At 68.6% G+C, this 20695-nt stretch carries 19 protein-coding genes and 1 riboswitch; of the genes, 4 read left to right on the forward strand and 15 right to left on the reverse strand.

Annotated elements, in window-relative coordinates; all coding sequences use genetic code 11:
- Positions 1-156 precede the first annotated feature (156 nt).
- Entirely contained in the window at positions 157-1392 is a 1236-nt protein-coding gene (locus tag LK06_RS07565; RefSeq protein WP_039655804.1) for a glycosyltransferase family 87 protein, read from the forward strand.
- 116 nt (positions 1393-1508) lie between these two features.
- Here LK06_RS07565 and LK06_RS07570 read toward each other — a convergent pair whose 3' ends face one another.
- The 5 genes from LK06_RS07570 to LK06_RS07590 form a co-directional block, all read right to left on the reverse strand.
- Positions 1509-2723, reverse strand: a complete 1215-nt coding sequence (locus LK06_RS07570; protein WP_039655802.1) for a lipoprotein — start codon at positions 2721-2723, stop codon at positions 1509-1511.
- A 45-nt stretch (positions 2724-2768) separates the two neighbouring features.
- Complete coding sequence (locus LK06_RS07575; RefSeq protein WP_167747940.1) at positions 2769-3773, reverse strand: C40 family peptidase; 1005 nt, start codon at positions 3771-3773, stop codon at positions 2769-2771.
- A gap of 243 nt (positions 3774-4016) precedes the next feature.
- Positions 4017-5051, reverse strand: coding sequence for a C40 family peptidase (locus LK06_RS07580; RefSeq protein ID WP_039655801.1), 1035 nt, complete (start codon positions 5049-5051; stop codon positions 4017-4019).
- A 212-nt stretch (positions 5052-5263) separates the two neighbouring features.
- Positions 5264-6607 carry an NYN domain-containing protein gene (locus LK06_RS07585; RefSeq protein WP_039655799.1) on the reverse strand — a complete coding sequence of 448 codons (1344 nt, stop codon included), beginning with the start codon at positions 6605-6607 and terminating at the stop codon, positions 5264-5266.
- A gap of 44 nt (positions 6608-6651) precedes the next feature.
- A complete protein-coding gene (locus LK06_RS07590) occupies positions 6652-6891 on the reverse strand; it encodes a hypothetical protein (RefSeq protein WP_014672226.1) in 240 nt (79 codons plus the stop codon).
- Between the two features lie 155 nt (positions 6892-7046).
- Between LK06_RS07590 and LK06_RS07595 the strand changes: the two genes are divergently transcribed.
- Together LK06_RS07595 and LK06_RS07600 are read left to right on the forward strand one after the other, a co-directional pair.
- Positions 7047-7790, forward strand: a complete 744-nt coding sequence (locus tag LK06_RS07595) for a rhomboid family intramembrane serine protease (protein WP_043406865.1) — start codon at positions 7047-7049, stop codon at positions 7788-7790.
- Complete coding sequence (locus LK06_RS07600; protein ID WP_039655794.1) at positions 7787-8068, forward strand: Lrp/AsnC family transcriptional regulator; 282 nt, start codon at positions 7787-7789, stop codon at positions 8066-8068. Before LK06_RS07595 ends, LK06_RS07600 begins: the two co-directional genes overlap by 4 nt.
- Before the next feature lie 67 nt (positions 8069-8135).
- Here LK06_RS07600 and LK06_RS07605 read toward each other — a convergent pair whose 3' ends face one another.
- The 6 genes from LK06_RS07605 to ctaE all read right to left on the reverse strand — a co-directional run bounded on the left by LK06_RS07605 (position 8136) and on the right by ctaE (position 15335).
- On the reverse strand, positions 8136-9506 hold the full coding sequence (locus tag LK06_RS07605) for an aminotransferase class V-fold PLP-dependent enzyme (protein ID WP_039655792.1): 1371 nt from the start codon (positions 9504-9506) through the stop codon (positions 8136-8138).
- Between the two features lie 181 nt (positions 9507-9687).
- A riboswitch (SAM riboswitch) is annotated at positions 9688-9804 on the reverse strand.
- A gap of 84 nt (positions 9805-9888) precedes the next feature.
- Positions 9889-10953 (reverse strand): anthranilate phosphoribosyltransferase, encoded by a 1065-nt coding sequence (gene trpD, locus LK06_RS07610; protein ID WP_039655790.1) that lies wholly within the window; start codon positions 10951-10953, stop codon positions 9889-9891.
- A 188-nt stretch (positions 10954-11141) separates the two neighbouring features.
- The gene (gene qcrB, locus LK06_RS07615; protein ID WP_039655789.1) at positions 11142-12779 is read right to left on the reverse strand and encodes a cytochrome bc1 complex cytochrome b subunit; all 1638 of its coding nucleotides are present in this window, start codon (positions 12777-12779) and stop codon (positions 11142-11144) included.
- Positions 12776-13843 (reverse strand): cytochrome bc1 complex Rieske iron-sulfur subunit, encoded by a 1068-nt coding sequence (gene qcrA / locus LK06_RS07620; protein WP_039655787.1) that lies wholly within the window; start codon positions 13841-13843, stop codon positions 12776-12778. Before qcrA ends, qcrB begins: the two co-directional genes overlap by 4 nt.
- A complete protein-coding gene (qcrC, locus tag LK06_RS07625) occupies positions 13840-14652 on the reverse strand; it encodes a cytochrome bc1 complex diheme cytochrome c subunit (RefSeq protein ID WP_039655785.1) in 813 nt (270 codons plus the stop codon). Before qcrC ends, qcrA begins: the two co-directional genes overlap by 4 nt.
- 62 nt (positions 14653-14714) lie before the next feature.
- Positions 14715-15335, reverse strand: a complete 621-nt coding sequence (ctaE, locus tag LK06_RS07630; RefSeq protein ID WP_039655783.1) for an aa3-type cytochrome oxidase subunit III — start codon at positions 15333-15335, stop codon at positions 14715-14717.
- 154 nt (positions 15336-15489) lie between these two features.
- Between ctaE and LK06_RS07635 the strand changes: the two genes are divergently transcribed.
- On the forward strand, positions 15490-15891 hold the full coding sequence (locus tag LK06_RS07635; RefSeq protein ID WP_039655782.1) for a response regulator: 402 nt from the start codon (positions 15490-15492) through the stop codon (positions 15889-15891).
- Positions 15892-15928: 37 nt separating this feature from the next.
- Here LK06_RS07635 and LK06_RS07640 read toward each other — a convergent pair whose 3' ends face one another.
- The 4 genes from LK06_RS07640 to ctaC all read right to left on the reverse strand — a co-directional run bounded on the left by LK06_RS07640 (position 15929) and on the right by ctaC (position 20440).
- A complete protein-coding gene (locus LK06_RS07640; protein WP_039655779.1) occupies positions 15929-17191 on the reverse strand; it encodes a L,D-transpeptidase in 1263 nt (420 codons plus the stop codon).
- 161 nt (positions 17192-17352) lie between these two features.
- The gene (locus LK06_RS07645) at positions 17353-17751 is read right to left on the reverse strand and encodes a cytochrome c oxidase subunit 4 (protein WP_039655777.1); all 399 of its coding nucleotides are present in this window, start codon (positions 17749-17751) and stop codon (positions 17353-17355) included.
- On the reverse strand, positions 17748-19481 hold the full coding sequence (gene ctaD / locus LK06_RS07650) for an aa3-type cytochrome oxidase subunit I (protein ID WP_039655775.1): 1734 nt from the start codon (positions 19479-19481) through the stop codon (positions 17748-17750). Before ctaD ends, LK06_RS07645 begins: the two co-directional genes overlap by 4 nt.
- Positions 19478-20440 carry an aa3-type cytochrome oxidase subunit II gene (gene ctaC / locus LK06_RS07655; RefSeq protein ID WP_039655774.1) on the reverse strand — a complete coding sequence of 321 codons (963 nt, stop codon included), beginning with the start codon at positions 20438-20440 and terminating at the stop codon, positions 19478-19480. The genes ctaD and ctaC overlap by 4 nt, the downstream gene beginning before the upstream one ends.
- Between the last annotated feature and the right edge of the window lie 255 nt (positions 20441-20695).

Consider the following 20695-nt stretch of genomic DNA (forward strand, 5'->3'; position numbering starts at 1 on the left):
GCCGGGCGGCGCCGGGTCTGTGGCATCCGCACAGGCGGGCAGGACATCATGGTGACGCGCCGCGAGAACCGAAGCGGGGACCCGGCGGGGACCGAACGGCCGGACACCACAGGGCCGGACAGCCGGACGGTGGGCCATCGAACGACAGGGGATCACGTGGAGACGAGGACGGCCGGGCGGTCCCTGGCCTGGCTACTCACGACCTGGGGCGTCACCCGCGTGATGCTGCTGCTGTTCGTCTTCCAGGTGTTCGTCTTCCCGGGACCCGACGTCACCTCGGACGTGTCGGTGATCTACCACGGCTGGTACGACGTGCTGCGTCACGGAACGTTTCCGCTGGACGACGTCACCTGGCAGTACCCGCCCGCCGCCGCACTCGCCATCCTCTCCCCCGCCACCCTGCCCTTCCTGCCCTACGCGCACGCCTTCTTCGTGCTGGCGTGCTTCGCCGACCTCACCGTGCTGGCCCTGCTGCTGAACAGTGGCGGGCGCTCCGGCCGGTCCCTGCGCGGTGCCTGGACATGGGTCGCGGGCGTACCGCTGCTCGGCCCCACGGTGTACGCGCGCTATGACGTGATGGTGACCGCGGTGGCGGTGGCGGCGTTGCTCGCCGGGGCCCGGCATCCGCGGGTGATGGGCGCGCTGACCGCCTTCGGCGCGCTGCTGAAGGTGTGGCCCGCGCTGCTGCTGATCGGTGCCGTGCGACGGCGGGCGTGGGTATCGGCGGTCGTGACCGCAGCGGGCCTCGCCTCGCTGTTCGCGGTGGCCATGCCGGGTGCCTTCGCCTTCCTGACCTTCCAGCGTGACCGGGGCACCGAGGTGGAGTCGCTGGGCGCCCTGGTCTTCCACGTGGCCCGGCACTTCGGTTGGAGCGGCCAGGTACTGCTGAACTACGGGTCGATCGAGTTCGTCGGCCCGCATGTGGACCAGGTCAGCTCGGCGGCGCTCGCGTTGACCGGGGCCGCGTTCGGCTGGCTGCTGCTGTGGCGGCTGCGGGCGACCCGCTTCACGTCGTACACGCTCGCCGATGCCGCCCTCACAGCGGTGCTGCTGTTCACGGTGACCAGCCGGGTGATCAGCCCGCAGTACCTGGTGTGGCTGATCGGGCTGGCCGCCGTCTGTCTGTCCCACCGGGCGAGCCGCATGGCGGCGCCTGCGCTGATGGTGGTGCTTGCGTCCTTCGTGACGGTCCTGGAGTTCCCGCTCGGCTTCTCCCACGTGGTGCTGAGCGACGGGTACGGCATCACGCTGCTCGTGGTCCGCAACGGCCTGCTCGTCGCCGCTGCACTCACGGCGGCCCGCCGGCTGTGGCGCTCGACCATCCCGCCTGCCGCAGCCGCCCCGTTCCCGCCTCAGACGACCCGCACCCGAAAGACCCCTGTCTCGTCCTGACCTCTGTCTCGTCCTGACCTCTGTCTCGTCGTGACCTCTTCTTGGAGGGGACGCCGCGGGTCGCCCGGGCCACCGGGACGGCAGAGCGGCAGTGGCGCGCGAGGCCATGGACACGCTCAACCGAGCTGGGCCCGCAGATACCGCCGCCAGCGTGCGGTGAACGCCTCGGGCGTCGTGCCCAGCACCTTGTGCAGGGCTTGCTCGACCGCACCGGAACGCGTCCGGTGGGTGCCGACGGCCCGGTAGAAGGCGTCGAGCCGGGCCGTACCCCACTGCCCGGCGATCATCCGACAGGCCAACCAGCCGCCCTCGTAGGCCTGCGCCAGCTCGGTGGGATCACTGGTGAAACCGAAGTCCTTGTCGGTGGGCAACGCATCGGGCACCTGACCTTCCTTGACCGCGCGGGCCAGCTCAGGCGCGGCCTGTGCCGGGGTGCGGTCGGTGCCGAGGTAGCCGATCCAGTCGGCGTACCCCTCGGAGAGCCACAGCGGGGTGGCGGCCGTGGTGTACGCGCGGGTGGCCACATGGGTGGTCTCGTGTGTGAGGACGACCTGTCTGCCGACGTCACCGAGCAGGGCGTACGCCTCGGGGTTGACGATCACCCGGTCCGCCGGGGCCTTGCCCGGGCCTGTACCGGATCCCGTCCGGGAGGACCCGTGCTCCGCTTCGCTCACCTCGCCCGTCGTGACGGCGGCGATGCCCCGGTAGTCGGCGGCCGGCGAGCCGAGCAGGCTCGCCATGCCCTGGAGGGACCGCGGGACGAGGACGACCACCCGGCGAGTCCAGTCCGCACCCCATTCCCGGGAGACGGCCGGGACCGCCCGGTCGGCCATCCGGGCGACGGCGCGCAGTTCGGCGGTGGACCGGCCGATGCCCATGACCAGGCCGTTCGTACCTCTGACCGCGGTCACCGTCCCCTGGTCCCACAACTGCTGTACGGCCTGTCTGGCGGGCCTGTCGGCACTGACGTACCACTTCCCGTCAGCAGTGCGGCCGAGGGTGAGGGTGCGGTGGGCCTCGACCGGCGCCCCGTCGTAACCGGCGACGCGGTACCGCAGGTCGGCGTCGACGGTGGCGCCGGAGGGAGTCCGGTGCACAGCGGTGACCCGGTAGGCCCAGGAGGCCAGCGGCAGCGCGCGCAGGCGGGTGTACTGGGTCCGGGTGCCCGTCGTGCCGTACGCCGTCTCGTCGTGCCGCAGCAGAGCGCCCGCACGCCGGTCCAGGACCCGCTGCACCTCGGCCTGGGCGGAGTCGGTGGCCGCCGGCCCGCCGCACCCGGCCAGGGGGGCCACCAGCAGCAGACCGAGCCCCACCGCTGCGATGCGCCGCATCCGTCTGCCACCAGCCACTTCCCGATCGTACGGCGAGGAGCGGGCTCAGGGTCGGGTGACCGAGGAGACGGGCATCATGCCGACCGGGTCGTAGCGCACCGCCGCCCCGGGATAGGGCGCGTGGATGACCCGGCCGTTGCCCACGTACATCGCCACATGACTGGCATCGGAGCGGTAGACGACCAGGTCGCCGGGACGGGCCTGGGAGAGCGGTACCCGCCGGCCGGCGAAGCGCTGCTCCTGTGAGGTTCGCGGCAGATGGACACCGGCGTGTCCGTACGACCACTGCATCAGCCCCGAGCAGTCGAAACCCGAGGGGCCGTTGGCGCCCCACACGTAGGGCCGACCGAGGGCGGAGCGGGCAGCGGCGACGGCCGCGGCGGCACGGGCGTCGGGGGCGACCGTCGGACCGGGCAGTTCGGGGCGGCTGGAGCGGGAGGCCCGGTTGTAGGCGGCGCGTTCGGCCACGGGCAGTGAGTTGAGCAGTTGCCGGGCCCTGGCGAGCTTCTTCTCCACGGTCCTCTTGTGGACGGCGACGGCCTTGCGGCTCTCCACCAGCTCGGCGAGCTTGCCGCCCGCCTCCGAGCGCTCCTGGACGAGTTCGCGCATCGCGGTCCGCAGCTCCTTGAGACGGCCCGCCTGCTGGGCACCGATGCGGTCGAGGGTGGCGGCCTTGTCGAGATAGTCACGGGGGTTGTCGGAGAAGAGCAGGGCGACGGCGGGGTCGATACCGCCGGCCCGGTACTGGGCACCGGCCAGGGCACCGAGTCGCTCCCGCAGGGCGTTGACGCGCTGCTGCTGCCGGGCGATGTGGTCCTGTGCGTCCCGTACCTCGCGGCGCAGCCTGCCGGCGCGCTCGTCGGCCTTGTCATACTCCTGGGTTGCCCGTTCGGCCTCCTGGTAGAGGCGGTCCACCTCGGCACGGGTGTCACCGTGCGGTGCTGCGTGCGCCGGCACGGCACCGAGTGCTGCGGCCGCGGCCGACAGTACGCACAGGACGGCCGCGCCCCGGTCGAATCCGGACGGTGCAAGGCGGCGATGAGAGCCCACGAGAAGCCGTGTTCCTTCCGCTGGCCTACAGGTTCCGCTCCCCGGCGCCGGAGACGGGAACCCCCGGCACCGGGGAAACGCGGCAGACAGTAGCCGTATGGAAGGACCCCGGCCAAAGACCTCTTCGGGCGACACACGGTGACGCCCCGCCGCTGACGCAGGTCATGGGCGGGACGGGGAGTAACGCGCGGCTCCGGGGATTCGCCCGTTCGGGCGCCACCGTGTCCGGGTGTTGCCCGTGTCTCAGACCCGGACGCCGAACTGGTACGGCATGTCGCTCATGGCCTCGTAGCGGACCACCGCACCGGTGTGCGGGGCGTGCAGCACCTGGCCGTTACCGGCGTACAGGCCCACGTGGTGCAAGTCGCCGTAGAAGAAGACCAGGTCGCCAACCTTGAGGTCACTCTGCTTGTAGATCCGGGTGCCGTAGTTGGCCTGCGCCTGCGAGGTACGCGGAATGGAGACGCCGGCCTGCGCGTAGGCCCACGAGGTCAGGCCCGAGCAGTCGAAGGAGGACGGGCCGGAGGCACCGTAGACGTACGGCGAGCCGATCCTGCCCTGGGCGGCGGCGAAGGCGGCCGAGGCACGCCCGGAGGCGGGCGGGGCGTCGCCGAGCTGCACGCGTTGGGTGGAGGAGCGGTTGGCGCGCTGCTGCTGGGCGGCGAGCTCCTGCTTCTCCTTGGCGGTCAGGGTGTTGAGCAGCTTCTGCGCGGCGGCGAGCTTGCTCTGGACCTCCTTCTTCTTCGCCTCCAGCTCGGTGCGGGTGGCGGAGAGGTCCTTGAGTTTGTCAGCGGCCTCGGCCCGCTCCTGGGCGAGTTCGCGCTGTTTGTCCTGGATCTTCTTGAGCGCGTCGACCTGCTGACTGCTCAACTGGTCCAGCGTGGAGGCCTTGTCCAGGTAGTCGTCCGGGTTGGAGGACAGGAAGAGCTGGACCGAGGGATCGATACCCCCGGAGCGGTACTGGGCGGTGGCCAACGAGCCCAGTCCGTCGCGCAACTTGTTGAGCTCCTGCTGACCGCGGGCGACGTTGTCCTGGATCGTGGAGATTTCCTTCTGCAGCTTCTGCTGCTTCTCCTTGGCGCCGTCGAACTTCTCGGTCGCCTGTTCCGTCTGCTCGTAGAGCTTGTCGACCTTCGCCTTGACCTCGTCCTTGCTGAGCTTTTCGCTGGGCGCGGCATTGGCGGCGTTCGCGCTGAACGCGACGGCAGCGGCTGCTGCGGTGGTGAGCACGGTCACACGGGTGCGACTGGGCTGCTTGGGTCGACGGTGGGACGCCACGGAGGACGAACTCCTTCTTGTGAGTGATCACCCGTTCGGAGGTTCGACGCCAGACCCTAGTGACCCAGTTGTGATCAGTTCAAATCCTCTGGGCAAAAAACCCTGTGACGCAAGGCATTCTTTGCACTCAACTCACTTGCAGTGAGACGCGATTGACTTTACGTTGCGCGACGTTACGGTCAAATCGGGCATTGAGTGGTCCAGTTGAACCTTCAGGTCAGTCGCTTGAGAAGTACCGCAGAAGCGACGGGTCGGGCTCCTGCCCTGGCGACCCCGTCGGCCACCTCGCGGTCGGTGGAGACGACGATGACCGGACGCCCCGGCGGCTCCGCGCGCACAAGCTGGCGGATCAGTTCGTCGGCCGTGACTCCCGGCTTGGAGAACAGCACCCGGACCCCACGCGGCGGTGCCAGCAGCACCGGTGCGGCCAGTTCGGCGCCGTCGAAGACGCACGTCACCTCGGCGCCGGTCTGCGCGGCGAGCGCGGAGAGCTGGCCCAGCAGCCGCAGCCGCTGCTTCTCCAGCGGCATCTGGGGATAGCCGGTCTTGGTGACGTTGTAGCCGTCGACGACCAGATGCGCCTGCGGCAGCGCGAGCAACTGGTCGATGATGGCCGGATCGTTCTCGGACAGGGCACGCGCAGCGACGTCCTTGGGAGTCATCCGGCCGGGCTCCACCGCGTCCACGGTCTCGGCGGGGCGCACGGACACGGGTGGCAACGCGAGTTCGCGCCTGAGGCCCTGGGTCGCGTCCAACAACGTGTCGAGGAGCAGCCGCACCCTCATGTCCTCCACACTGCGCCCCTCCCGGGCGGCCCGGCGAGTGGCCTCCAGTGCGGCCTCGGCCTCCCCCAGACGGGCCTTGAGCCGCCGGGACTCGCTCTCGGCGGCCGACAGCTGCGTGTGGGCCTCGGCGCGCACGGCGTCGATCTCTCCGCTCGCCTTGCGCAGCGCGGCCTCGCCCCGCTTGACGTCGCTCAGCGCGGCACGGAGTTTGCGGTGCAGCGATTCCGCTTCCTTCTTCGCCGACTCCAGCTCCGCGCGCAGCCGTTCGGTCTCGGTGCGGGTGTGGTCGCGGGCCTGGGCCAGCTCGGCCCGCAGCCGCTGCAGCTCGGCCCGGTTCTCCTCCTCCGCCCGCTCCGCATCCGCGCGCTGAGCCTCCTCACCGGCCGCGGTAACCAGTTTCACCCAGCCCGCAGGGCGCAGCACATAGGCCGCGGCCGCCACATCGAGCGGGTCCGCGGCCGGGGGCGGGGATCCGGAGTCGAGGGCGCCGGCAAGTTCCGCCTGGGCCTCTCTGAACTTCTCCCCGATCCGCTGCCGGAACAGCGCATCGGTCTCCAGCGCCGCCGCCATCGCGTTCCCGGCGAACTTCGCCCGGCGACTGGGAGTGAACCGGGCATACTGCCTGAGCTGGGCGGGCAGTTCCGCCACGGTCAGTCCACCGAAGCCGTCCGAGACGATCTGCACGACCCGACGGCGCACACCGTCGGGCAGCGGACGGTCAAGCACCTCAGCGGTGCCGTCTTCCGGCCCCCCGCCTGTGGTCTCCACCATCCGTCACACCCCAATACCGAGAGAGCCTCTCCGGGCCGCTCCGCTCAGGAGCCGGCGCCCGGCCTGTCCACGAGTTCCACCTGGTCCACAGCGTTACACCAGCGGCACCGCACCGACTCGATGGTCTCACTGACCACCTCGCGCTCCTCCACCGTCGGCTCACCGGCCAGATCGAGGTGCACGTACTCGACGACCTTCGACGAGCGGGTCACGTCGAACCGGGTGAGGTTGCCGCACAGGGTGCAGCGCCATCGCGTCGTGGCGGTCGGCAGGGGAACCGTCATCGTGGCTGTCAGCTTCCTTCTCGTCCTCGTCCGCGCCGCCGGCCGACGCGTGTGTGGCACGTAACCCTACGGCCTGGTGGGCATTGGCCGCCCGTCCGTCCGCAGCGGCGAGGCGATCTGTTGGCATGCGTCCCGTTACGTCATGCTCTGTAGCCATGATCAGTACCTGGAGCACAGCGGCCGGCAGGACCCTCAGAGCGGTCCGGGGCACCTCGGCACCGATGACGTACGGCCTCATCGCCCTGTGCTGCCTGATCTTCGTCCTGGGCCCTGCCTCCGGTCTCACCCCCGAGTACGGCACCGGGGACGCGCTGCTCGCCGCGCAGCGCACGTACTTCCGCCGCTGGGGTGTGATCCCGGCCGAGCTCTTCCACGGACCCGCCCGGGCGGTACTGACCCCAGCCACCGCCCTGTTCGTGCACGGCAGCTGGATGCATCTGCTCGGCAACATGCTCTTCCTCTCCGTCTTCGGGACGATGACCGAGGAACGGATGGGCCGGGTGGCGTTCTCCCTCTTCTACGTCGGCTGCGGCTATCTGGCCCTGCTCGGCTACGCGATCGCCAACACCACCTCCGAGCAGTCCCTGGTGGGCGCGTCCGGAGCCGTCTCGGCGGTCCTCGGCGCGTTCCTCTACCTGTTCCCCCGCGCCCGGGTGACCAGTCTCGTGCCGTTCCTGTTCTTCCTGCCGCTGCGGTTCCCGGCGTGGGTGGTCCTGCCTCTGTGGGCGGCCGTGCAGTGGCTCGCGGCCGGCCGCGCCACGGCGGGCCCCGCCGTGGCCTACCTCGCCCACCTGGTCGGCTTCGGCCTCGGCTTCGGCTACGCGTGGGTGCGCCACGGCCGTGGGACTAGAGTGAACTCCGCCCCAGCTCCGGCACCCGAGGGAGAGAACCAGTCGTGATCACCGCGATCGTCCTGATCAAGACCAGCGTGGACCGGATCCCCGAGATCGCGGAGCAGATCGCCGCGCTGGAGAACGTCAGCGAGGTCTTCTCGGTCACCGGCACCTACGACCTGATCGCCATGGTCAGGGTCGGCCGGCACGACGACCTGGCTGAGGTCATCCCCGGCCGGATCAGCAAGATCCCGGGCGTGGAGGCGACGGACACGCACGTCGCCTTCCGCACCTACTCCCAGCACGACCTGGAGGCCGCCTTCGCGATCGGCCTCGACAACTGACCGACGGCAGCCTGCGAAGCCGCGAAGCGCCGCTTCCCTGCCCCTGGGCGGTCTGGCGGGACCGGCTTCAGACCGCCGGGACGCAGCGGCCGTCCTGAGTGCGGTACTGCCACCTGGTCCCCTCCCGGACGAGTTCCCGCACCGCGTCCACGAACCGCACCACGTGCTCGTCCGGGGTGCCCGCGCCGAAGCTCACGCGGATGGCGTTGAGGGACTTCCCGCCCGAAGCCGCCGCCGGCGCCCCGCACCCGCCCGGGGTCTGCGGGTCGCCGCCCAGCAGGGTGCGCACCAGCGGATGCGCACAGAAGAGGCCGTCGCGGACACCGATGCCGTACTCGGCGGAGAGGGCGGCGGCGAGGTGCGCACTGCTCCAGCCCGCCACGACGAAGGAGATGACACCGACGCGCGGCGCGTCGTCACCGAAGAGGGAGAGGATCCGCACCTCGGGAATCTGGGCGAGACCCTCGCTCACGGTCCGGATCAGGTGCTGCTCTCGGGCGACCAGGGTGTCCCAACCGGTCTCGGTGAGCGCCTTGCACGCGGAGGCGATGGAGTGGGCGCCGATGACGTTCGGGGAGCCGGCCTCGTGCCGGGCGGCGTTTTCGTGCCACTCCACATCCACCGTCCCCTCACTGCTCCGGGTCACGCTGCGGCTGGCTCCGCCGCCCGCCAGGTACGGCTCGGCCGCCCGCAGCCAGTCGGCACGGCCGGCCAGCACACCACAGCCGAAGGGGGCGTACAGCTTGTGTCCGGAGAAGGCGACCCAGTCCACGTCCAGGTCGGTGACGTCCACCGGATGGTGTGGGGCGAGCTGGGCAGCGTCCAGGACGATCCGGGCGCCGTGGGCGTGTGCGGCAGCGGCCAGTTGGCGCACCGGCCACAGCTCACCGGTGACGTTGGAGGCGCCGGTGACGCAGACCAGGGCGGGGCCTCCGCAGTCCCGGTCGGCGAGCGCCCGTTCCAAGGTCTCGACGGCCTGCCGAGGGGTGCGCGGGGCGTCGAGGCAGGTGACTCGGGCGTCCCGCCAGGGCAGCAGCGAGGCGTGGTGCTCGGTCTCGAAGACGAAGACCTGACAGCCGGCCGGGAGGGCACGGGCCAGCAGGTTCAGGGAGTCGGTGGTCGACCGGGTGAAGACCACCTGGTCCTCCGCACGGCAGCCGAGGAACCCGGCGACCGTCCTGCGGGCGTTCTCGAAGAGTTCGGTGGAGAGCTGCGAGAGGTAGCCGGCACCGCGGTGGACACTGCCGTAGTAGGGCGCGTAGGCCGCCACGTCGTCCCAGACGCGCTGCAGGGCGGGTGCGCTGGCCGCGTAGTCCAGCGCGGCGTAGGTGACTTCGCCACCCGTCACCAGCGGGACGGTGACGTCCCTTCCCAGAACGGGCAGCAGCCCCGAGGTGTCACGGCATGCGGTCGGGTCGGCGGCGATGGCAACAGACATGGCTGAACTCCCGTGAGACAGGACCAAGGACCGCGCGAGCGGATGCGGCTCCAGCGCGGAGGAGGATGACAGAGGTGTGCGGAGGCGGGGCTCAGCGGCCCTATCGCATTCGCTTGCTCACGGAAGGCTCCCTCGAACGACCAGGACCCCTGGCCCCACGCCCGTTCTCCGGCGTGTGAGGGGTCCGCGCTTGCCGTAGACCTCGCTGCCTACGACCTGGTCTTCACCCGGGGCACCCCGCCACGGACGGAGGGTTGCCGGACAGCCGGCCGGGGCCGCATGGCTGTCGCTCATGACCTGGTTCAACATCCTGCCACAGGACCTCGGACGCGCAAGGTGCGGTCCGTATCGTGGACCGCACCCTGCGTCACTCTCCCCGGGATCAGGTGGTGCTCGCCGCCACCCACCGCTCCAGCGTCCGCTTCGCCGCCCCCGTGTCGATCGACTCCGCGGCCTTGGCCATGCCGGCCCGGAGCTGCTCGGCCAGCGGGGCGTCCGTCGGCTCCAGAGCCGCCAGGGCCGCCGCGGAGTTCAGCAGCACGGCATCCCGGACGGCGCCCGTCTCGCCGTCCAGCAAACGGCGCGCGACCTCCGCGTTGTGGGCCGCGTCGGCCCCACGCAGGGCATCCAGGGGAACCAGCCCGAGGCCGACGTCCCGTGGGTCGAAGACCTCCTCCGTGACCTTTCCGTCGCGGACCACCCACACCCGCGAGGTTGCGGTGACGGTCAACTCGTCCAGGCCGTCGTCGCCCCGGAAGACCAGCGCGGAGTTGCCGCGCTCGGCCAGGACACCGGCCACGATCGGCGCCATGCGCGGGTCGGCGACCCCGACGGCCTGGGCCTGCACCTTGGCCGGGTTGGTCAGCGGACCGAGCACGTTGAAGGTCGTGCGGATGCCCAACTGGCTGCGAGCCGGGGCGACGTGACGCAGCGATGGGTGGAACTTCACCGCGAAGCAGATGGTGATACCCGCTTCTTCGGCGACCTCGGCGACGCGCCGCGGGGTCAGATTCAGATTGATACCGAGCTTCTCCAGGACGTCGGAGGACCCGGAGGCGGAGGAAGCGGCCCGGTTGCCGTGCTTGACGACCTTCGCGCCGGTACCCGCGACGACGATCGCGGACATCGTGGAGATGTTCACCGTCTTGGCACCGTCACCGCCGGTACCGACGATGTCCACGGCCGGGCCAGGTACCTCGATGACATTGGCGTGCGCATACATCGTGCGGACCAGCCCGGAGATCTCCTGGACCGTCTCGCCCTTGGCCCGCAGCGCCACCATGAAACCGGCGATCTGCGCGTCGGTCGCCTCGCCGCGCATGATCAGGTCCATCGCCCACGCGGTGTCGTCGGCGGACAGGTCGCGGCCCTCCAGCAGGCCGTTCAGCAGGGCGGGCCAGGAGCGGCCCGCCGCGGTGTCGCCTCCAGCGGGGGTCACAGCGCTCATCAGCCGCTCCTAGAGAGTGCGACCCGTACGGAACGTACGGGAAGTGCGAATAGGTCAAAGAAGGTACTGGTACGGATTCCTGCGGAGTCGTACAGAGCCGTACACCCACCCTATCCACCCACCGGCACGGCGAAGGGCCCCGTCCGCAACCCGGACGGGGCCCTTCGCCGTGGCGTGGCGACGCGGGATCAGTGGTGGCCGTGGCCGCTCGCGATCTCCTTGTACTCGTCGGCGGTCGGCTTCGGGATCTGGTTGTCCTCGCCGTAGTAGGCGGTGGAGAGCTTCACGCGCAGCTTCTCCCCGGCCTTCACCTTGCGCTCGACACCGTTCTCGTCGACCGTCGGGCCGATCTCCGCCGGCTGGTACTGCTCGTGCGCGGTGAGCGTGTGCAGCTGCTCCTGGCTGAGCGGCTCGTGCACCTCGATGAACTCACCGTGCGGCAACCGCTTGATGATGCCGGTCTCACGACCGTGCAGCACCTTGTCGCGGTCCCGGCGCTGCAGGCCGAGGCAGATCCGCTTGGTGGCGAGGAAGGCGATGACCGGTCCGACGAAGACGAAGATCCGGACGAACCAGGTGACCGCGTTGATCGACAGGTGGAAGTGCGTGGCCCACAGGTCGTTGCCACCACCGATCAGCAGGGTCAGGTAGATCGTCATCCAGGCGACGCCGAACGCGGTACGGGTCGGGGCGTTGCGCGGACGGTCCAGGATGTGGTGCTCGCGCTTGTCGCCGGTGACCCAGGACTCGATGAACGGGTAGACCGCGATCGCCACCAGGACCAGCGGGAAGATCACCAGCGGGATGAACACGCCCAGGACGAGCGTGTGGCCCCAGAAGTTGATCTCCCAGCCCGGCATGAAGCGGATCAGGCCCTCGGAGAAGCCCATGTACCAGTCCGGCTGGGCGCCGGTGGACACCTGGTCCGGACGGTACGGGCCCATGGCCCAGATCGGGTTGATCTGGGCAATGGCCGCGATGGCCGCGATGACACCGAAGACCAGGAAGAAGAAGCCTCCGGCCTTGGCCATGTAGACCGGCAGCAGCGGCATGCCGACGACGTTCTTCTCGGTCTTTCCGGGACCCGCGAACTGCGTGTGCTTGTGGTAGAAGACCAGGATCAGGTGCCCCACCATCAGGCCGAGCATGATGCCCGGCAGCAGCAGGATGTGGATCGAGTAGAACCGGGCGACGAAGTCGTGGCCGGGGAACTGACCGCCGAAGAGGAAGAACGACAGGTACGTGCCGACGATCGGCACGGACAGGATCGCACCCTCCATGAAGCGGACACCGGTGCCGGAGAGCAGGTCGTCCGGGAGCGAGTAACCGGTGAAACCGGTGAACATGCCCAGGACGAACAGCAGGAAGCCGAACAGCCAGTTGATCTCACGCGGCTTGCGGAAGGCACCGGTGAAGAACACGCGCATCATGTGCGCGAACATGCCGGCGAGGAAGATCAGCGCAGCCCAGTGGTGGATCTGCCGCATGAGCAGACCACCGCGCACGTCGAAGGAGATGTGCAGGGTCGAGCTGAACGCCTCGGACATCAGCTGTCCCTGCAGCGGGACGTAGCTGCCGTGGTACTCCACCTCGTTCATCGACGGGTGGAAGAACAGCGTCAGATAGACACCCGTCAAGATGATGATGATGAAGCTGTACATGCACACTTCGCCCAACATGAACGACCAGTGGTCGGGGAAGATCTTGCGCATGTTCGCCTTGGCCAGGGAGTAGATCCCGAGCCGGCCGTCGGCCCAGTCGGCGACTCGCTCGCCGGCCGGTGCCTTCCCGCGAGAGCGGGGCTGTTCGTTCGCTTGCGTACTCATCCGCGCTCCCAGAATGCAGGACCGACGGGCTCCTCGAAGTCGCCGAGCGCCTGGAGGTAACCCTCGCTGTCCACGCCGATGCGCAGCTGCGGCAGGGCGTGACCGGCGGGGCCGAAGATCACTCGGGCACCGTCGGAGAGGTCGAAGGTGGACTGGTGGCACGGGCACAGCACATGGTGCGTCTGCTGCTCGTACAGCGAGATCGGGCATCCGACGTGGGTGCAGATCTTCGAGTACGCGACGATGCCCTCGTGCGACCACTCCAGCTCGCGCTTGTCCTTGATGTTGCCCGGCTGCAGCCGGACGATCATCAGGGCGGCCTTGGCGATCTCCGTCTGGAAGTCCTCGTTCGTCTCCTCCAGGCCATCGGGCTTGGCGAAGGTGAGCGAGCCGACGGCGACGTCCTCGGGCCGCAGCGGCTGGTTCGTGTTCATGTTGACCAGGCGCTTGCCCTTGGCCCACAGCGTGTGGCGGAGCGAGGTGCCGGGCAGCGGACCCAGGTCACGCAGCAGCATGACGCCGGAGAGCGGCACCAGGGCGAGCGCGCCGAACATCGTGTTGCGGATCAGCTTGCGGCGGCCGATCGCCGACTCCTTGGCACCCTCACGGAAGTCCGCGTGGACCTTCGCGCGAACCTCGGGCGAGGCCTCGATCGGGTGGCGGTCGTCCGCGACCTCCGCGTCGGACATCAGGGTGCGGGCCCAGTGGACCGCGCCCGCACCGATGCAGAACAGCGCCGCTCCCAGGGTCAGGCCCAACGCGAAGTTCAGCGCGTTGATGTGCCCGAGGGGGAAGACGAAGATCGACTTGTCGTGCGGGATCGCCACGTACGAGGCGATGAAGCCGATGGTGGCCAGCATCGACACGGTGAACAGCAGGGCGACCGTGCGCTCGGAGCGCTGGGCGGCCCGCTCGTCGATGTCCTGGATCCGGTGCTCGTGCGGCGGCAGCCCCGGGTCAGCGAACGGGTGCACCTCGTCCGCGACCGAGACCGCGCCGTGCGCGCCCTTGTCGGCGTCCTGCTCAGCGGGCAGGTTCTCTTCTGGAATGTCTTGGCTACTCATGACTTCTTGGCCTTTGCGGTCCGAGCGGCGACCCAGACGGCGACGGCGATCAGCGCGCCGAGCCCGAAGATCCAGGCGAACAGGCCCTCGCTGACCGGCCCGAGGCCGCCCAGCTCCATGCCGCCGGGGTTCGTCGTGTCACTGCTGTCGACCGCGTGCAGGTACGCGATGATGTCCTTCTTGTTCTTCGCCGACATCGTGGTGTCGGGGAAGGAGGGCATGTTCTGCGGGCCGGTCAGCATGGCCTCGTAGATGTGCTTGGGGTCGACGCCCTCAAGGGTCGGCGCGAACTTGCCCTTGGTGAGGGCACCGCCCTTGCCGGTGAAGTTGTGGCACTGCGCGCAGTTGGTGCGGAACAGTTCGCCGCCCTTGGCGATGTCGGCACCATTCGGGCCGTACTGCTCCTTGGTCGGCACGCTGGGGCCGGCGCCCAGCGAGGCGACGTACGCGGCGAGCTGGTCGATCTGCGTCTGGGTGTAGACGGGCTTCTTGCGCGGGACCTGGGCGCCCTGCGAGGTGGCGGCCGGCATACGGCCGGTGCCGACCTGGAAGTCGACGGCCGCGGCGCCGACACCGACCAGGCTCGGTCCGTCGGAGGAGCCCTGGCCACCGGTGCCGTGGCAGCTGGCGCAACCGACCTCGTAGAGCTTCTTGCCCTCCTTGATGGTCAGGGACTGGGAGGTTTCATCGGCCTGCGCCTTGGTCGCCGGCGCGAACGCGGCGTACAGCCCCCCAGTGGCCGCCAGCGCGAGGAGTAGGACGACGACCGCCGCCAGCGGATGGCGTCGTCGTGCGGAGAGCTTTTTCACGGATTACCCCGGTGTCAGGATCTTCTGCGTCGGTGCTTCTGGATGTGCGGGAGCGGTCCCGGCTACTTGATCAGGTAGATCGTGGCGAAGAGGCCGATCCAGACGACATCGACGAAGTGCCAGTAGTAGGACACGACGATGGCGGCGGTCGCCTGCTCATGCGTGAACCTCTTCGCCGCGTAGGTGCGGCCGAGGACCAGCAGGAAGGCGATGAGACCGCCCGTCACGTGCAGGCCGTGGAAGCCGGTGGTCAGGTAGAACACCGAGCCGTACGGGTCCGAGGAGAGCGAGATGCCGTCCTCCTTCACCAGGCTCGTGTACTCGTAGATCTGACCGCCGATGAAGATCGCACCCATGATGAAGGTGAGGATGAACCAGCCACGGAGCTTCTTCACATCGCCACGCTCCGCGGCGAACACGCCGAGCTGGCAGGTGAGCGAGGAGAGCACCAGGATCGTGGTGTTCGTCGCGGAGAAGGGAACGTTGAGGGCGCTCGCCATCTCCTTCCAGTGAGCCGGTCCGGTCACCGACCGGAGGGTGAAGTACATCGCGAAGAGGGCCGCGAAGAACATCAGCTCGGAACTCAGCCAGATGATGGTTCCGACGCTGGTGAGGTTCGGCCGATTGACCGACGGGTGCGCGTGCCCGGTTTCTACTGTCGTTGCTGTCGCCACGACCGACATTATGTCGGTCGCTTATCCCGCCCTCACTCCGGGGGGTGCCGTTCGGAGTGTCTTGACCCGCCGGACCGGTGTTGACGTGGTGTTCAGGGGAGTAACATCCGCCCAAACGGCCCTGTCCGTCCTGTCCGTACGACGCTGACGTCTCGGAGGAACAATGCAGCCGACCGCCACGGTGCTGGTCTACAGCGACGACTCCAACACCCGCGAGCAGGTACGGCTGGCCGTCGGCCGCAGGCCGGCCGCTGACGTGCCCCCGGTCGAGTTCGTGGAATGCGCGACGCCCGGGGCGGTCGTCCGGGAACTGGACAACGGCGGCATCGACGTCTGCGTGTTGGACGGCGAGGCCGTCCCCATGGGGGGCATGGGGGTGTGCCGGCAGATCAAGGACGAGGTGTTCAACTGCCCGCCGGTGCTGCTGCTGATGGGCCGCCCGCAGGACGCCTGGCTGGCCACCTGGAGCCGGGCCGACGCTGCGGTCACCCTGCCGGTGGATCCCGAGGAGTTCGCCTCTGCACTGGCGGCCCTGCTGCGCCGGAAGCGATTGGTGAACGTCTAGCGGTGGGGGGCGCGGGGACCGGCCTCGCGCCCCTGTGTCACAGCGCCACCGGTTGGAGGCGTACCACGTCTCCCGGTGGCTGGCCAACCGACGTGCCGTTCGTCAGAGCGCTGCCCGCAAGCCAGTCCTTCCAGTCGACGTTCCAGTCGCCGAAACCGTTGCCGAAGGGCTCCATGTCGTCACCGTTGGAATTGACGACCTTGACGATGTCGCCCTCGTGGATGTGGTCGAAGAACCACTCGGCGTTGCCGGTACTCATGCCCGTACAGCCGTGGCTGACGTTGGCGTAGCCCTGGGATCCCACGGACCAGGGTGCGGCGTGCACGTACTCGCCCGACCAGGTGACCCTGGTCGCGTAGTAGACCGGCAGGTCGTAGGAGTCCGAACTGCCGGCCGCGATGCCCACCGTGGAGCTGCGCATGCGTACGAAGTACTGCTTGCCGAGGACGACCTTGACGCCGTTGCGGGTCTCGTAGCCCGGTTTGCCGGTGGTGACGGGGATGTCGTTGATGTCCTTGCCGTTCTTGTAGAACGACAGCTCGTGCGCGGAGGCGTCCGTGACGGCCTCGATCCGGTCGCCTGTGGTGATCTTCAGGGGCTTGGACTTGCCGCCCCACAGCCGGTCGTTGATCTTGAGGCCGTCCAGGTTGCTGTGCACCTGGATGGTGGCGTGGGCGGGCCAGTACTCCTTGGGGCGGTAGTGGAGTTCCTTGCCGTTCACCCAGTACCAGGACCCCTGCACGGCTGGCGTGGAATCCACCCGGAGGGCGCGCTCCACGACGGCGCGCTGAGCCTTGTCCTTGATTTCCTGGTCGAGTTGGGCGGTGATGGGCTGTCCCACACCGTATGCGCCCGCGTCCGGCCCGAACGTGACGGTCAGCCGCTTCTTGCTCGTGGGTTTGCTGGTGTCGAAGGTGAGAACCTTGCGGCCGGGCGCGCCGTCCTCGTCCTCGGTGCTGACCGTGACCGTGTAGTGGGCGTTGGCGGCCAGCGGGGAGGTGCTGTGCCACCGGCTGCCGTCGGCGGCGAGTTCGCCCGCCACGTAGCGCCCTGTGGAGTCCCGGGCGGTGACGTCCGTGATGCGGCCCTCACCGCTCTTGGCGGTGACCTCCAGGGGCTTGTCCGGGTCGGCCGGCTTGCCTGCACCGATGGGGCCGCTGAAGGAGATCATGCCCGCTGCGTCGTACGGCTTGGTCGACAGAGGGTTGCCGTCCGAACCGCAAGCTGTGACGCCCGCGCCGAGGGCGGTCACCAGCAGGGTACAGCTGACGACGGTGCGGGTCCGCGGAATGTGGTTCATACGATCACGCTATGAGACGCAGTCCGCACCGGCGCGCCAGGTAACTCATACGGGGGACCGGCGTTGCGGCAAAGGGCGGACAGCCCGGTGCATCCGGAAAGCGGGGAGCCCGGACCCTCCTGACGGAGGGTCCGGGCTCCCGGCGTGCGTGCTCTCGCGTACTACTGGGTGCGGTTCTCACCGTGGTAGTACTCGAACACCCAGCCGAACAGACCGATCAGGATGATCGGCGCCGAGAAGTACAGCAGCCACCAGCCGACCGCGACACCGAGGAAGGCCAGCGCGCCGCCGACGCCCAGGGCGAGCGGCTGCCAGCTGTGCGGGCTGAAGAAGCCCAGCTCGCCCGCGTCGTCCGCGACATCGGCCTCCTTGTTGTCCTGGGCACCGGCGTCGACCCGCCGGGCGGTGAAGCCCAGGTAGAAGCCGATCATGATGGACAGGCCGAAGGCCAGGAAGAGTGCGGTGGTGCCGGCCGGCTCCTTCGACCACACGCCGTACACGACGGCCATGATCAGGATGAAGAAGCTCAGCCAGACGAACATCCGGCCCTGGATCTTCACTTGCCGGCCTCCTTGCTGCCCGCGTTGGCACTGCCGTGACCGGCGTACTCAAGCTGTTCGAGCGCGGCGATCTCGGGGTGGTGCAGGTCGAACGCCGGGGATTCGCTGCGGATCCGCGGCAGGGTCACGAAGTTGTGGCGCGGCGGCGGGCAGGAGGTCGCCCACTCCAGCGAGCGGCCGTAGCCCCACGGGTCGTCCACGCCGACCGGCTTGCCGTACTTGGCCGTCTTCCAGACGTTGTAGAGGAACGGCAGGATCGACAGGCCGAGCAGGAACGAACCGATCGTCGAGACCGTGTTCAGGGTGGTGAAACCGTCGTTCGCCAGGTAGTCCGCGTAACGGCGCGGCATGCCCTCGGCGCCCAGCCAGTGCTGGACCAGGAACGTCGTGTGGAAGCCGATGAACAGGGTCCAGAAGGTGACCTTGCCGAGGCGCTCGTCCAGCATCTTGCCGGTGAACTTCGGCCACCAGAAGTGGAAGCCGGAGAACATGGCGAAGACGACCGTACCGAAGACCACGTAGTGGAAGTGGGCCACCACGAAGTACGAGTCGGAGATGTGGAAGTCCATCGGGGGCGAGGCCAGGATGACACCGGTCAGACCACCGAACGTGAAGGTGATCAGGAAGCCGGTGGCCCAGAGCATCGGTGTCTCGAAGGACAGCGAACCCTTCCACATGGTGCCGATCCAGTTGAAGAACTTCACACCGGTCGGCACCGCGATCAGGAAGGTCATGAAGGAGAAGAACGGCAGCAGCACACCACCGGTGACGTACATGTGGTGGGCCCACACCGTCACGGACAGGCCGGCGATCGCGACGGTCGCGGCGATCAGACCCATGTAGCCGAACATCGGCTTGCGGGAGAAGACCGGAATCACTTCGCTGATGATGCCGAAGAACGGTAGCGCGATGATGTACACCTCTGGATGGCCGAAGAACCAGAAGAGGTGTTGCCACAGCAAGGCTCCGCCGTTGGCGGCGTCGAACACATGGGCGCCGAACTTGCGGTCCGCCTCCAGGGCGAACAGTGCGGCCGCCAGGACCGGGAAGGCCAGCAGGACCAGGACACCGGTCAGCAGGACGTTCCACACGAAGATCGGCATGCGGAACATGGTCATGCCCGGCGCACGCATGCAGATGATCGTGGTGATGAAGTTGACCGAGCCGAGGATCGTGCCGAAACCGGACATGGCCAGACCCATGATCCACATGTCGGCGCCGAGGCCCGGGGAGCGGATCGCGTTCGACAGCGGGGAGTAGGCGAACCAGCCGAAGTCCGCCGCGCCCTGCGGGGTGAGGAACCCACCGACCGCGATGAGCGAGCCGAACAGGTAGAGCCAGTAGGCGAACATGTTCAGCCGCGGGAACGCCACGTCCGGCGCGCCGATCTGCAGCGGCATGATCCAGTTCGCGAAGCCTGCGAACAGCGGCGTCGCGAACATCAGCAGCATGATCGTGCCGTGCATCGTGAACGCCTGGTTGAACTGCTCGTTCGACATGATCTGCAGGCCCGGCCGGGCCAGCTCGGCACGCATGAGCAGCGCCATCACGCCGCCGATCAGGAAGAACGCGAACGACGTCGTCAGATACAGCGTGCCGATCGTCTTGTGGTCGGTGGTCGTCATCCACTTGACCACGACATTGCCGGGTTGCTTGCGCCTGACCGGCAGCTCGCTCTCGTACGAGTCTTCAGCTGCCGCGGCACCCTGGGGTTCGTTGAGGATGCTCACAGGTTGTTCGTCTCCCGGTTCTTCTCGTGGCTCGTCTGCGCGATGCCGGCGGGAATGTAACCGGTCTGCCCCTTCTTGGCGAGGTCCTTGAGGTGCTGCTCGTATCGCTCGGGGGAGACGACCTTCACGTTGAACAGCATCCGGGAGTGGTCGACGCCGCAGAGTTCCGCACACTTGCCGAGGAAGGTGCCCTGCTTGTTCGGGGTCACCTGGAAGGCGTTGGTGTGACCGGGGATGACGTCCTGCTTCATGAGGAACGGCACCACCCAGAAGGAGTGGATGACGTCACGCGAGGTCAGGATGAAACGTACGGTCTTGCCCTCAGGGAGCCAGAGCGTCGGGCCGGGGTTGCCGGTCTGCGGGTTCTTCGTGGCGGGCGTACCGACGTCGTAGACACCGCCGGCGTTCGCCGGGAATTCCTTCTTGAACCGGTCCGGAATGGCGTCCAGGTTCTTGTCGGTCTTGGCGTTGCCGGAGACACCGGGGACCTTCTCGATGTAGTTGAAGCCCCAGCTCCACTGGAAGCCGACCACGTTGACCGTGACGTCGGGCTTCTTGTCGGTGAGACTGAGCAGCTTCGACTCGTCCCGGGCGGTGAAGTAGAAGAGCACCGAGATGATGATGATCGGGACCACCGTGTACAGGGCCTCGATCGGCATGTTGTACCGAGTCTGCGGAGGAACCTCGACCTTGGTGCGGCTGCGCCTGTGGAACATGGCGCTCCACAGGATCAGGCCCCACACCAGCACGCCGACGGCGAGCGCGGCAGCCCAGGAGCCCTGCCACAGGGAGAGGATCCGCGGAGCCTCTTCCGTGGTGGGGGTGGGCATACCAAGGCGGGGGAAGTCCTTGTATGTGCAACCGGTTGCGGTCGCCAGGACCAGGCCCGCGGTCAGTGCCTGCAGCAGCTTCCGCCGCATCGGGCGCCGCGGCGAGCGGTCGGAGCCGTTGGGACTCACGTAGCGCCTTCCCGAGAGTCTCGCCCGCGCGGTCGGCTGCGGCCTTCTCGCTGGTCGGTCGCCGCCCTGCGTCGGGCAGGGGTTTGGATGTTTATGCGGACCAAACCCTAGCCGACGCCTTCCGGGGGTTCGCGGGGAGGGGGGCATACGCGCTACGGGTCACTCGAAAGCGCCTAGCTGCTCGGGCGGTTTCGGCGTTTTTGCGGGTACACCGCGAGGGCTCCTCGTCGCACCGTTCCCGTGCTCCCCGTAGGG

Source organism: Streptomyces pluripotens, assembly GCF_000802245.2.
Lineage (GTDB): Bacteria > Actinomycetota > Actinomycetes > Streptomycetales > Streptomycetaceae > Streptomyces > Streptomyces pluripotens.